A 12,982-nucleotide genomic window follows, 5' to 3' on the forward strand; every position below is an offset into this window, starting at 1 on the left:
CCAGCAAGGAGACGGCATGAGCGAGCAGGCACAGTTCACGATCCGGGTTGACCAGAACAAATACCTTCCGGTGGGCGGTCAGGAGGTCAACGCGATCGTGACCGTGGAGGCCACCGGGCCGCTGGAGACGGTCGCCGGGGCCGCCCAGGCCGCCGAGGTGATCATCATCGACACCTCGACCTCGATGGCCACCGAGCGGATCAGCGAGGCGCGCAAGGCGGCGCAGGCGGCGATCGACACGCTGCGCGACGGCGTGCACTTCGCGATCATCGCGGGGACGACCAAGGCCACGATGGTCTACCCGTCCCGCAAGGAGATGGCCACGATGACGGCGACGACGAGGGACGCCGCCAAGCAGGCCGTCAGCCGGCTGATCGCCGACGGCGGCACCGCGATCGGATCGTGGCTGCGGCTCGCCGCCGACCTGTTCGCCCCGTACGCGGGGGCGATCCGGCACGCCATCCTGCTCACCGACGGCCACAACCAGCACGAGACCGCGGCGCAGCTCGACGCCGCCCTCGCCTACTGCCAGGGCAAGTTCGTCTGCGACTGCCGCGGCGTGGGCACCGGCTGGGAGGTCGCCGAGCTGCGCAAGGTCGCCTCGGTGCTGCTCGGCAGCGTGCAGGACATCCCGGACGCCAAGGACCTGGAGGCCGACTTCCGGGCGATGGCGCAGCAGGCGATGGGCAAGGCGGTCGCCGACGTGGCGCTGCGCGTGTGGACGCCGCAGGCGGCCAAGCTGAAGTTCGTCAAGCAGGTCTCGCCGACGCTGGAGGACCTGACCGGGCGGCGTACCGACGCCGGGCCGCAGGCGGGCGACTACCCGACCGGCGCGTGGGGGCGCGAGGTGCGCGAGTACCACATCTGCGTCGAGGTCCCGCCCGGCGCCGTCGGCCAGGAGATGCGGGCGGCCTGGGTGAAGCTGGTGCAGCCGGACCTGGGCACACAGCTCGCCGCGGGCAACATCCTCGCCCAGTGGTCCGACGACCCGGCGCAGTCCACCCGGATCAACCCGCGGGTGGCCCACTACACCGGCCAGGCCGAGCTCGCCGACCTCATCCAGGGCGGCCTGCAGGCGCACAAGGACGGCGACTTCGCGACCGCGACCGCCCGGCTCGGCCGCGCCCGGACCCTCGCCGAGGAGTCCGGCAACGAGGGCACGGCCAAGCTGCTCGACCGGGTGATCGATTACGACGCGGCCACCGGGACGGCGCGGCTCAAGCCCAACATCGACCGGGCGTCGCAGATCGCCCTCGACGTCGGCTCGGTGCGCACCGTGCGCACCCGCAAGGATCCCGACGAGGGATAGAAGGAGTACGCATGCCCATCTGCCCCTCGGGCCATGACTCCGACTCCGGCGACTACTGCGACGTCTGCGGGCTGCAGATCGACGCCGGTCAGGCCGCGCCGGCCGCAGGGCCCTCCGCGGCACCCGCGTCCGGCTCGGCGTCAGGCCCCGGGTCCGTGCCGGGATCGGGGCCGGGACCAGGGCCGAGATCGGGGCCGGGGTCGGGCGCGGCGGCGGGCGTCGAGATCTGCCCCGAGCCCGACTGCGGCACCCCGCGCAGCGGCAGGTTCTGCGAGGAGTGCGGCTACGACTTCGCCACGGGCACGCCCGGCTTCGGCCCGGTCAGCGGCAACTTCGGGGCACCCACCGCGGCCCCCGCGCCCGGCGGGTACGGCCCCGCGACCGGCGGCTATGCTCCGCCGACGGGTGGCTACGCTCCGGGGACCGGTGGCTATGCCCCGGCGACGGGTGGCGGCCCTCCGGGCGCGCCCGGATACGGGCCGCCGCCGGGCGGGGCCCCGAGCGGCTTCCCCTCCGGCTATATGCAGGGCCCCGGAACGGGACAACCCGGCACAGGCCACCCTGGATCGGGCTACCCCGGCGGCGGCCATCCGAGCGCTCAGCAGCCGGGCGCCGGTCACCCGCCCGCCGGGCACACCGGGTGGCACGTGGTGGCGTCGGCCGACCGCCGCTACTACGACTCCGTCGTCGCCCAAGGCGGGCCGGACGCCGCTAAGATCGCCTTTCCGCCGTACTGTCCGGAACGCTTCTTCCCCCTGATCGGCGGCGAGATACGCATCGGGCGGCGCAGCCGGTCCCGGGGCATCACCCCGGAGATCGACCTGAGCGGTGTGCCGGAGGATCCCGGCATCTCCCACCTGCACGCCGTCCTGGTCGCGCAGCCGGACGGATCCTGGACACTGCTCGACCCCGGCTCGGCCAACGGAACGAAAATCAATGAATCACCCGATCCCATCGCCACGAACGTGCCGATTCCGGTCACGGACGGCGACCGCGTCTATCTCGGCGCGTGGACCGTCCTCGTCCTGCGCAAGGGCTGACCGGTCCGGCCGGGATCGGGCGGAGGAACTGCCATGACGACCAGCGTCCTGCCCCCGGCCCAGGCGGTCCCGCCGGCCCCTCCCCCGGCGACGGCGCCGCAGGCCAGGCCGCCGGGCCGACGCCGCGCGCCGCGTCGCCGCCTGCGCCTGCAGACGGTGCCCGGCCGCATCCGCGCCTGGACGGCGGCGGGCGTGGTCGCCGTGCTGGCGCTGTTCGGCGTGACCGCGATGGCGATCGGCGACGCCCGGGACGGGCTGCGGATCATCGGCCACGACGCGGGCCCGCAGGTGGTGGCGACCGCCGACCTGTACTACGCGCTCAGCGACATGGACACCCAGATCGCCAACATCCTGCTGGTCGGCGAGGAACGGCTGGGCGGCGGCCGTGAGGCGTCCATGGCCCGCTACGAGCAGCGCCGCGCCGAGGCCGCCCGGGCCGTGCTGCAGGCCGCCGACCTCGCCCGCGAGGACGCCATCGAGCGGCAGACGGTACGCGCGCTGCTGAATGGCCTGGGCCGCTACGAGCAACTCGCCGCGCAGGCGCTGCTCCTCAACGACCAGGCCGACCACGCCGCCGGGCCGCCGCCCCAAGAGGTCATCGAGCTGTACCGGCAGGCCACCGACCTGATGCGGTACGACCTGCTGCCCAAGGCGTACAACCTCACCCTGGACAGCGGCTCGATCGTGCGCCGCACCTACGAGGAGCAGCGCGCGGCGGTGCTGAACGGCGGCGTCGCCGTGGGCGTCGTCGGGGTGGTCGCACTGGTCGTGCTGGTCGGGCTGCAGATCTACCTTGCCCGGCGGTTCCGCCGCATCCTCAACCCGGCGCTGCTCGCCGCCACGGTCGTGGTGACCCTGCTCGTGGGGCTCGCGGCAGGCCTGCTCCAACGGGAGGCGGAGAACCTGCGCACCGCCAAGGAGGACGGGTTCAACTCGGTGCTCGCGCTGTCGAGGGCGCGGGCGATCGGCAACAGCCTGCACGGCGACCAGAGCCGCTTCCTGCTCGACCCCGAGCGGGCCGACACCTACGGTCAGGTGTACCTGGACAAGTCGCAGTCGGTGCTCTACACCCCGGCCGGAAACCTCGACAAGTACTACGCGGGGCTGCGCGGGATACTCGGCGAGTACCCCGGGAAGATCACCTTCCTCGGCTTCCTCGGCGACGAGGCGCGCAGCGCGGGCGTGGGCGACCGGCGAGCGCTGCTCACGACCACTCTGGAGCGTTACGAAAGCTTCCAGCAGTACGACCGGCAGTTGCGGGCGCTGAGCGCGTCGCGGCAGACCGGCCAGGCGATCCGCTTCCAGATGGGCCAGCTCAGCCGGGGTTTCGAGGAGTACGACACGGCGCTGGTGGGGCTCACCGACATGCACCGGCGCACGTTCGACGCGGCCATCGCGGACGGCGACCGGGCGCTCACCGGCTGGGACTACGCGCTTCCCGGCGCGATCCTGCTCACCGTGGTGCTGATCTTCGTCGGGGTACGGCCCCGCCTGCTGGAATACCGCTGACGCTGGAAGGGAGTTGAGCGATGCGCGCAAGGGTCGTGATCGCCGGGCTCGCCGCCCTCGCCCTGACGGCGGCGGCGTGCGGCGCCGGGGGCGACGAGTCGTCGATCATCGGCAAGGAGCGGTTGATCATCGGCGTGAAGCCGGACCAGCCGGGCCTGGGTCTGAAGAAGAAGGAGGGCGTCTACGAGGGCTTCGACGTGGACGTCGCCAAGGAGGTGGCGGCCCGGGTCGCGGGCAAGGGCGTGAGCGTGCAGTTCGTGGACGCGCCGTCGTCGCAGCGGGAGAGGCTGCTGCAGGCGGGCCAGGTGGACCTGGTCGTCGCCACCTATTCGATCACTCCCGAGCGCAAGACGAAGGTCGCGTTCGCCGGGCCGTACTATGTGGCCCACCAGGACACCCTGGTACGGCAGAGCGAGACCCGCATCAGGAACGTCCGGGACCTGCGCGGCCGGAACCTGTGCCAGGTGACAGGCTCCAACTCGTGGCGGCGGGTGCAGGAGGAGAAGAAGATCCCGGTCAACCTGGTGAAGGCCGCCTCCTACAGCATGTGCATCGACAAGCTCAAGTCGGGCGACGTCGACGCGGTGTCCACCGACGACCTCATCCTGGCCGGCTTCGCCGCCTCCGAGGGAAACCAGGTCAAAATCATCAACGCGCCGTTCACGGACGAGCGCTACGGCATCGGCATCCGGCAGGGCGACATCGACGGCTGTGAGGCCGTGAACAAGGCGATCACCGAGATGTACCAGGACGGCACCGCCCAGAAACTGCTGAAGAAGTGGTTCGGCGCCACCACCCTCACCCTGACGGAGACCGTCCCCCAGTTCGAGGGCTGCGACTGAGGTTCGGCGGATCGCCTACGCCGATCTCTTTGCGCGCCCTCCTCCGTTCCTCCGTTCCTCCTTTCTCCGGGCATCGTTCCTCAAGCACCGGGCCGACGCGAAGCGATCCGCGTCGGCCCGGTGCTCGTTGAGGGGCCGGCTCGGGCCGCTTTGCCGTGCCTCGATCCAGGCTTGACCGAGATCGGGGCGGTAATCCCCGCCCGACGACGGTAGGGATGCGCCGCCTACGGGCAGGACTGCTAACTAGGCGGACAAATAGCAATAAACAGGACGAAACCGACAGTCCCTCGCCGGTGGCGAGGAGCACTGCGCCGACCGTCAGAGGAGGAACCAGGATGAGCATGCTGATCCACCGTCGTGGCCGCGAGCTCGGCCGCCTGTCACCGATGCGCGAGTTCGAGGACCTGTACGAGCGCCTCGGCCAGCTCGTCAGCGCCACCATGGGCGAGATGGCCTTCCCCCGCGAGGGGACGGACATGCCGTGGGTGCCGTTCGCCGACGTGTCCGAGACGGATGACGCCTACATGGTGGAGGCCGACCTGCCGGGCGTGCCCAAGGACCAGATCGACGTGCAGCTCAGCGACAGGGAGCTGTGCATCACCGGCGAGGTGCGGGAGGAGGAGCGTGAGCGGCGGCACTTGCGGACCCGCCGTACCGGCCGGTTCGAGTATCGCACCCTGCTGCCCGGCGATGTCGAGACCGAGCGGGTGGACGCCAGGCTCCGCGACGGCGTGCTGACCGTCACGATCCCGAAGGCCCAGGCCGCCAAGCCACGGCGCATCGAGGTCTCCGCCTGAGACCGGCGCGCGCACCGGCCCGGTCGGCGGGCCGTACCGGCGGAACCGCCGACCCCCGGGCACGGAGGGTCGGCAGCGAAGGAGGGGGTTATGCCGGCGCCATCGATAGAAGCGATCACCCGGAACTATCAGCCGGTGGAGACCTACCGCAGTTACGAGGAGGCCCAGCGGGCGGTCGACTACCTGTCCGACCACGGCTTCCCCGTCGGCGGGACGCTGATCATGGGGGTGGATCTGCGTACGGTCGAGCGGGTCCTCGGGCGGCAGACCTACCTGACCGCGGTGGGGAAGGGCGCGGTCGCCGGGGCGTGGTTCGGCCTGCTGATCGGGCTGTTCTACGCGATCTTCACGCCGCGTGTGTTCTTCCCGCTGTTCTCCCTGGTGCTGTGGGGGCTGATCTGGGGCGCGATCGCCGGGGCGGTGTTCGGGCTGATCTCGCACGCGCTCAATCGCGGGGAGCGGGACTTCGTGTCCACCAACTCGCTCACCGCCGAGCGGTACGAGGTGCTCGTGGAGATCCCGAACGTGAACCGGGCGCACGAACTGCTGGCCGGGCTCAGAGGCTGACGCCCGCGCCCGCCGCGCGGGCCACCGTAAACGCCGACGAAGGCCGTGAAAGCCCACCAAGGGCCGAAAGCCAACGAGGGCCAAAGAGGGCCGAAGCCAAGGAAGGGAAAGGACGATGTCCAAGGCAGTCGGCATCGATCTCGGCACGACCAACTCCGTGATCGCCGCGACCGAGGACGGCCACGCGACCGTGATCCCTAACGCGGAGGGGGCGCGCACCACGCCGTCGGTGGTGGCGTTCACCGAGCAGGGGGAACGGCTCGTCGGACAACTCGCCCGGCGGCAGGCGATCCTCAACCCGAAGGGCACCGTCTACTCGGCCAAACGGTTCATCGGCCGGCGCTTCGGCGAGGTGTCCGGCGAGCGGAACGCGGTGTCGTTCGACGTCGTCGAGGGCCCCGACGGCTCGGCACGGTTCGACGTGCGGGGCAGGCGGTACGCGCCGGAGGAGATCTCGGCCCTGGTGCTGCGCAAGATGGTGGCCGACGCGGCGAAGTTCCTCGGCGAGAAGATCACCGAGGCGGTGATCACGATTCCCGCGTACTTCAACGACGCCCAGCGGCAGGCCACCAAGGACGCGGGGAAGATCGCCGGGCTGGAGGTGCTGCGCATCATCAACGAGCCGACGGCGGCGGCGCTCGCGTACGGGCTGGACAAGAAGGCCAACGAGACCGTGCTCGTCTTCGACCTCGGCGGCGGCACGTTCGACGTCAGCATCCTCGACATCGGCGAGGGCGTCATCGAGGTGCGCGCCACCTCCGGCGACACCCACCTCGGCGGAGACGACTTCGACCGGCGCATCGTGGACCACCTCGCCGACGAGTTCGAACGCGCCGAGGGCATCGACCTGCGGCGCGACCCGCAGGCGCTGCAGCGGCTGTTCGAGGCGTCCGAGCGGGCCAAGGTGGAGCTGTCGTCGGTGGCGCAGACGCGGATCAGCCTGCCGTTCATCACCGCCGACGCGAACGGGCCCAAGCACCTCAACACCACGCTGATGCGGTCCACGTTCGAGGAGATCACCCGGGATCTGGTGGAACGCTGCCGGGGGCCGGTCGAGCAGGCGCTGCGCGACGCCCGCACCACGGCGGCCGACATCGACGAGGTCATCCTCGTCGGCGGGGCCACCCGCATGCCCGCCGTGCAGAACCTCGTACGGCGGCTCACCGGCGGCAAGGACCCGAACATGACCGTCAACCCCGACGAGGTGGTGGCGCTGGGGGCGGCGATCCAGGCCGCCGTCATCCGGGGCGAGCTGAAGGACGTCGTGCTGCTCGACGTCACCCCGCTGTCGCTCGGCGTGGAGACGATGGGCGGGGTGATGACGAAGATCATCGAGCGGAACACCACGATCCCGGCGCGCCGTACCGAGATCTTCAGCACCGCCGAGGACAACCAGGCGGCGGTGGACGTGGTCGTCCTGCAAGGCGAGCGGGAGCGGGCGGCCGACAACCGGGTGCTCGGCCGGTTCCGGCTGGAGAACATCCGGCCCGCGCCGCGCGGGGTGCCGCAGATCGAGGTGACCTTCGACATCGACGCCAACGGCATCCTGGACGTGTCCGCGAAGGACTCCGACACCGGGGCCGAGCAGCGCATCACGATCAGCGAGAGCTCCAACCTGGACCGCTCGGAGATCGAGCGCATGGTCGCCGACGCGGAGCGCCACCACGCCGAGGACGTACGGCTGCGCGAGCTCATCGACGCGCGCAACGAACTCGACGCCGCCGCGTACCAGGTCGAACGCCGCCTGAAGGAGCTGGGCGACGCGGCCCCCGTGCACGAGCGGGCCCGAGCCGAGACGCTCGTCGCCGACGCCCGCCAGGCCGTCAAGGAGGAGGCGCCGCTGGACCGGCTGCGCTCCCTCACCGCCGAGCTGCAGCAGGTCTACCACGGGCTGAGTGCCGTCTCCACGCCCCCGCCGGGCGGCGGGCGGGAGCGCCCCGGCGGCCAGGGCGGCGCCGACGGCGGCGGTGACGACGTCATCGACGCCGAGTTCACCAGCTCGGACTGAACCGTCGCCGCGCCCGCCGGGCGGGCCACGGGCTTGTCCCGCCGCCCGCGGCCCACCCGGCGCGATCAACGGACTCTCGCGGCGACGCTCCACCCGTCCCATAACCTCGGATTGGCCATGGCTGGACACAAGGAACCGGAACACGGCCCGGAGACCCCCCGAGCGGAGCCAGGCAAGCGGACGCCTCCATCGGCGGGCGCGGCACCCTCGCGCGGGGTGACGCCGCCCTCGACGGGACCGCCGCAGGACGCGTCTCCGCCCACCGGCCCCGAGTCCACGGATGCCGAGCAGGGCCGTCCGGCCGAGCCGGGCCGGCAGACGCCTCTGGGCGAGCCCCTCGCCGCCGATGCGGCACCCGGCGTCGAGCAGTCCGCCCTCGCGGCGGAACTCGACGCCAAGATCGCCGAGCTGGAGGATCGGTGGCTGCGGGCGGTCGCCGACCTCGACAATCTGCGCAAGCGTACGGTCCGGGACATCGAGCGCAGCCGGGCCGAGGAACGGGCCCGGGTGGCCAGGGAGTTCCTGCCGGTGCTGGACAACCTGGACCTGGCCCTGCAGCACGCCGACGCCGACCCCGCCTCGCTCGCCGAGGGGGTCCGGGCGATCCGCGAGCAGGCGATCGGCGTCCTGGCCCGCCTTGGCTACCGGCGGCTGGACGAGGCGGGCGTGCCGTTCGACCCCGCCCGTCACGAGGCCGTCGGCACGGCGGCGGACCCCGACGCCAAGCCCGGCACGATCGCCAAGGTGCTCCGCCCCGGCTACGGCGACGGCGGGCAGCAGCTCCGCCCGGCGATGGTGGTGGTGGTGGCGACCGACGCGCGGCGGGACGGGCCATGACGGCGACGCGCGCCCAGGCGACCGGTCGCGCCCGTGCCGCCCGCCCCGATCCGGTCGCCTCGCGGGGCCGGATGCGCGGCGACGCCGTACCACACGTGGGAAGGGGCGGCGGCGATGGCGGCGCGTGACTTCTACGAGGTGCTCGGGGTGCCGCGGACGGCGAGCCAGGACGAGATCCAGCGGGCCTACCGGAGGCTGGCGCGCAAATACCACCCGGACGTGAACAAGGATCCGGGGGCCGCCGACCGGTTCAAGGAGATCTCCGAGGCGTACCACGTGCTGTCCGATCCGAAGACGCGCAAGCGGTACGACGCGTTCGGGCCGGACTTTCGGCAGGTGCCGGAGGACGTGGACCCGGACATGTACGCGCGGACCGGGCGGCCGGGCGGATGGCGGACGACGCGGGGCAGGGCCGCGGGGGCCGGGGTGCCGTTCGGGTTCGGCGGGTTCGAGGAGGAGATCGACCTGGAGGACCTGCTCGGCGGCGTCTTCGGGCGTGGCCGGGGGCCGATCCCCGGGGCCGACCAGGAGGCGGAGCTCGTGCTGACCGTCGAGGAGGCGTACCACGGCGGGCGGCGCACGGTCACGCTGCAAGGTCCGGCGGGGCCGCGGACGCTGTCGGTCACGATTCCGCGTGGCGTCGTGAACGGCCAGCGCATCCGCCTGGCCGGCCAGGGCGGCCGGGGCTTCGACGGGGGTCCGCCCGGCGACCTGTACCTCGTCGTACGGCTCGCCGACCACCCCCGCTACCGCGTCGAGGGCCGCGACATCCACCTGCGCCTTCCGCTCACCCCCTGGGAGGCGGCCCTGGGCGCGAGCGTGGCGATCGAGACGCCCGGTGGGGAGGCGAAGGTGAAGGTGCCGCCCGGCACTTCGAGCGGGCGGCGGCTGCGGCTGCGCGGCTGCGGCCTGCCGAACCCGCGCGGCGCCCCCGGCGACCTGTACGCCGAGATTCGGATCATGGTGCCGCGCGAGCCGACCGACGCCGAGCGGCGGCTGTTCGAGCAGCTCGCGGCCGTCTCCGACTTCGACGCGAGGAGGCCGCGATGAGCTACACGCTGGTGCGCGTCACCCGAGCCGACCGCCTGGACCTGGACGCCTTCGCGCGAGCCGCCGGCCTGCACGCCGACCTGGTGCGGCGCTTCGTCGCGCTGGGCCTGCTGGAGGCGTTCACCGACGAGGCGGGCCGGATGTGGCTTCCGGCGTCGCAGCTCGCGGTCACGGGACGCATCCAGCGGCTGCGCGCGGCGCTGCCGGTGAACTACGCCGCGCTGGGGCTCGTGATCGACCTGCTGGACCGCATCGCCGAACTGGAGGCGGCGCTGCGGCGTCGCCCCGCCGAGCCGGCACGCCGTACCACGGCACGCTCCGCCACCGGGCTTGCGCGCCGCCCGCACAACAACCGCACCGGAGGGGACCGCACCGGAGGGGAACCGTGGATCCGAACCGATTGACGCAGAAGTCGCAGGAGGCGCTGCACGACGCACAGGCCGGGGCGCTGCGTCTCGGGCACACCGAGGTGGACGGCGAGCACCTGCTCGACGCGCTGCTCGCCGACCCCGGCGGGCTCGCGCCCCGGCTCGTCGAACGGGCGGGCGGCGACCCGGCCCGGCTCCGGGCCGACCTGGAGGCCGAGCTGTCGCGCCGCCCCAAGGTGAGCGGGCCGGGCGCGGCCCCCGGCCAGGTGTACGTGACGCGGCGGCTGTCGGCCCTGCTGGACGCCGCCGACCGGGAGGCGCGGCGGCTCAAGGACGAGTACGTGTCGGTCGAGCACCTGCTGATGGCGCTGCTGGAGGAGGGCCCGCAGACGGCGTCGGGACGGCTGCTGCGGGCGCAGGGGCTGACCCGGGAGCGCTTCCTTGAGGCGCTGACGGCGATCCGCGGCAACCAGCGGGTCACCTCGGCGATGCCGGAGGTCGCGTACGAGGCGCTGGAGAAGTACGGCAGGGACCTGGTGGCGGACGCGCGGGCGGGCCGCCTCGACCCGGTGATCGGGCGGGACGCCGAGATCCGGCGGGTGGTGCAGATCCTGTCGCGCAAGACGAAGAACAACCCGGTGCTCGTCGGCGACCCCGGCGTCGGCAAGACCGCGATCGCCGAGGGCCTGGCGCAGCGCATCGCGGCCGGCGACGTGCCCGAGGGGCTGCGCGACAAGACGATCTTCGCCTTGGACATGGGGGCGCTGGTGGCCGGGGCGAAGTACCGCGGCGAGTTCGAGGAGCGGCTCAAGGCGGTGCTGAACGAGGTGAAGGCGGCCGCCGGGCGCATCCTGCTGTTCGTGGACGAGCTGCACACGGTCGTCGGGGCGGGCGCGGCCGAGGGGGCGATGGACGCGGGCAACATGCTCAAGCCGATGCTCGCCCGCGGCGAGCTGCACATGATCGGCGCGACGACGCTGCGGGAGTACCGCAGGCACGTGGAGAGGGACGCGGCGCTGGAGCGGCGCTTCCAGCCGGTGCTGGTGGACGAGCCGTCCGTGGAGGACTCCATCTCGATCCTGCGCGGCCTGCGCGAGCGGCTTGAGATCTTCCACGGCGTGGCCATCCAGGACGCGGCCCTGGTGGCGGCGGTCGTGCTCAGCCACCGCTACATCTCCGACCGCTACCTGCCGGACAAGGCGATCGACCTGGTGGACGAGGCGTGCGCGATGCTGCGTACCGAGATCGACTCGATGCCCGCCGAGCTGGACGAGCTGACCCGCCGCGTCACCCGGCTTGAGATCGAGGAGGCGGCGCTCGCCAAGGAGGAGGACGCCGCGAGCCGCGACCGGCTGGAGGACCTGCGCAAGGAGCTGGCCGACCTGCGCGCCCGCGCCGACGCGATGCGCGCCCAGTGGGAGGCCGAGCGGCACGCGCTGCGCCGGGTGCAAGGGCTGCGGCAGGAGATCGAGTCGGTACGGCGGGAGGCCGACCAAGCCGAGCGGGACTACGACCTGAATCTCGCCGCCGAGCTGCGCCACGGCAGGCTGCCGGAGCTGCGGCGGCGGCTGGCGGCCGAGGAGGAGCGGCTGGAGGAGCGGCTGGGCGGCCGCCGGCTGCTGCGCGAGGTCGTCACCGAGGAGGAGATCGCGCAGATCGTCTCGCGGTGGACGGGGATCCCGGTGAGCCGGCTCCAGGAGAGCGAGCGGGACAAGCTGCTGCGGCTCGACGAGATCCTGCACGAGCGGGTCGTCGGCCAGGACGAGGCGGTCCGGCTCGTCTCCGACGCGATCATCCGGGCGCGGGCCGGGGTGAAGGATCCGCGGCGGCCGATAGGGTCGTTCATCTTCCTCGGGCCGACCGGGGTGGGCAAGACCGAGCTGGCCAAGACGCTGGCGGCGGCGTTGTTCGACACCGAGGAGAACATGGTGCGGCTCGACATGAGCGAGTACCAGGAGCGGCACACGGTGAGCCGGCTCGTCGGGGCGCCGCCGGGATATGTCGGGTTTGAGGAGGGCGGGCAGCTCACCGAGGCGGTGCGGCGCAAGCCGTACTCGGTGGTGCTCTTCGACGAGATCGAGAAGGCGCACGCGGACGTGTTCAACACGCTGCTGCAGATCCTCGACGACGGGCGGCTCACGGACGCGCAGGGCCGTACCGTGGACTTTCGCAACACCGTGATCATCATGACGTCGAACATCGGCTCGGAGTACCTGCTGGAGGGGGTCACGCCCGGCGGCGAGATCAAGCCCGAGGGGCGCGAGATGGTGATGGCGGCGCTGCGGCGGCACTTCCGACCCGAGTTCCTCAACCGGGTGGACGACATCGTGCTGTTCAAGCCGCTCACCGAGCCGGAGATCGAGCGGATCGTCGAGCTGATGACCGGCGACATCCGCCGCCGCCTCGCCGACCGCCGCATCACGCTGCGGCTCACCCCGGCCGCCCGGCGGCACATCGCCCGGCAGGGCTTCGACCCCGTGTACGGCGCCCGCCCGCTGCGCCGGTACATCGCCCGCGAGGTCGAGACCCGGATCGGCCGCGCCCTGCTCACCGGCGAGGTCCAGGACGGGGCGACCATCACCGTGGAAGCGGCGGAGGGCGAGCTGCTCGTCCTGTTCGAGGATCCCGAGGACTGAGATGGGGGTCGCCGGGTGG

At 72.4% G+C, this 12,982-nt stretch carries 11 protein-coding genes; all 11 read left to right on the forward strand.

All coding sequences use genetic code 11. The features are described 5' to 3' along the window. The first annotated feature begins 16 nt into the window (after nt 1-16). On the forward strand, nt 17-1,309 hold the full coding sequence (locus tag AB0K60_RS28990; protein WP_364061942.1) for a VWA domain-containing protein: 1,293 nt from the start codon (nt 17-19) through the stop codon (nt 1,307-1,309). An 11-nt stretch (nt 1,310-1,320) separates the two neighbouring features. Further along, a complete protein-coding gene (locus AB0K60_RS28995) occupies nt 1,321-2,349 on the forward strand; it encodes an FHA domain-containing protein (protein ID WP_364061945.1) in 1,029 nt (342 codons plus the stop codon). A 33-nt stretch (nt 2,350-2,382) separates the two neighbouring features. After that, a complete protein-coding gene (locus AB0K60_RS29000; protein ID WP_364061948.1) occupies nt 2,383-3,858 on the forward strand; it encodes a hypothetical protein in 1,476 nt (491 codons plus the stop codon). Nucleotides 3,859-3,878: 20 nt separating this feature from the next. After that, nucleotides 3,879-4,700: a glutamate ABC transporter substrate-binding protein gene (locus AB0K60_RS29005; protein WP_364061951.1), complete on the forward strand. Its 822-nt coding sequence runs from the start codon at nt 3,879-3,881 to the stop codon at nt 4,698-4,700. A 335-nt stretch (nt 4,701-5,035) separates the two neighbouring features. Next, nucleotides 5,036-5,497: an Hsp20/alpha crystallin family protein gene (locus AB0K60_RS29010; protein ID WP_364061954.1), complete on the forward strand. Its 462-nt coding sequence runs from the start codon at nt 5,036-5,038 to the stop codon at nt 5,495-5,497. Nucleotides 5,498-5,587: 90 nt separating this feature from the next. After that, the gene (locus tag AB0K60_RS29015) at nt 5,588-6,064 is read left to right on the forward strand and encodes a general stress protein (RefSeq protein ID WP_364061957.1); all 477 of its coding nucleotides are present in this window, start codon (nt 5,588-5,590) and stop codon (nt 6,062-6,064) included. 115 nt (nt 6,065-6,179) lie between these two features. Next, entirely contained in the window at nt 6,180-8,072 is a 1,893-nt protein-coding gene (gene dnaK, locus AB0K60_RS29020) for a molecular chaperone DnaK (RefSeq protein ID WP_364061960.1), read from the forward strand. A gap of 216 nt (nt 8,073-8,288) precedes the next feature. Further along, nucleotides 8,289-8,909: a nucleotide exchange factor GrpE gene (locus tag AB0K60_RS29025; RefSeq protein WP_364061963.1), complete on the forward strand. Its 621-nt coding sequence runs from the start codon at nt 8,289-8,291 to the stop codon at nt 8,907-8,909. A gap of 114 nt (nt 8,910-9,023) precedes the next feature. Then, nucleotides 9,024-9,959 (forward strand): DnaJ C-terminal domain-containing protein, encoded by a 936-nt coding sequence (locus tag AB0K60_RS29030; RefSeq protein WP_364061966.1) that lies wholly within the window; start codon nt 9,024-9,026, stop codon nt 9,957-9,959. Next, the gene (locus AB0K60_RS29035) at nt 9,956-10,363 is read left to right on the forward strand and encodes a chaperone modulator CbpM (protein WP_364061969.1); all 408 of its coding nucleotides are present in this window, start codon (nt 9,956-9,958) and stop codon (nt 10,361-10,363) included. Before AB0K60_RS29030 ends, AB0K60_RS29035 begins: the two co-directional genes overlap by 4 nt. Then, entirely contained in the window at nt 10,345-12,963 is a 2,619-nt protein-coding gene (gene clpB / locus AB0K60_RS29040) for an ATP-dependent chaperone ClpB (RefSeq protein WP_364061972.1), read from the forward strand. Before AB0K60_RS29035 ends, clpB begins: the two co-directional genes overlap by 19 nt. Nucleotides 12,964-12,982 lie beyond the last annotated feature (19 nt).

Source organism: Thermopolyspora sp. NPDC052614 (assembly GCF_040678635.1).
Lineage (GTDB): Bacteria > Actinomycetota > Actinomycetes > Streptosporangiales > Streptosporangiaceae > Thermopolyspora.

Excerpts from the sequence above, each read along its gene's own strand:
- AB0K60_RS28990 (WP_364061942.1), top strand. The coding sequence starts at position 17 with ATGAGCGAGCAGGCACAGTTCACGATCCGGGTTGACCAGAACAAATAC.
- AB0K60_RS28995 (WP_364061945.1), top strand. The coding sequence starts at position 1,321 with ATGCCCATCTGCCCCTCGGGCCATGACTCCGACTCCGGCGACTACTGC.
- AB0K60_RS29000 (WP_364061948.1), top strand. The coding sequence starts at position 2,383 with ATGACGACCAGCGTCCTGCCCCCGGCCCAGGCGGTCCCGCCGGCCCCT.
- AB0K60_RS29005 (WP_364061951.1), top strand. The coding sequence starts at position 3,879 with ATGCGCGCAAGGGTCGTGATCGCCGGGCTCGCCGCCCTCGCCCTGACG.
- AB0K60_RS29010 (WP_364061954.1), top strand. The coding sequence starts at position 5,036 with ATGAGCATGCTGATCCACCGTCGTGGCCGCGAGCTCGGCCGCCTGTCA.
- AB0K60_RS29015 (WP_364061957.1), top strand. The coding sequence starts at position 5,588 with ATGCCGGCGCCATCGATAGAAGCGATCACCCGGAACTATCAGCCGGTG.
- dnaK (WP_364061960.1), top strand. The coding sequence starts at position 6,180 with ATGTCCAAGGCAGTCGGCATCGATCTCGGCACGACCAACTCCGTGATC.
- AB0K60_RS29030 (WP_364061966.1), top strand. The coding sequence starts at position 9,024 with ATGGCGGCGCGTGACTTCTACGAGGTGCTCGGGGTGCCGCGGACGGCG.
- AB0K60_RS29035 (WP_364061969.1), top strand. The coding sequence starts at position 9,956 with ATGAGCTACACGCTGGTGCGCGTCACCCGAGCCGACCGCCTGGACCTG.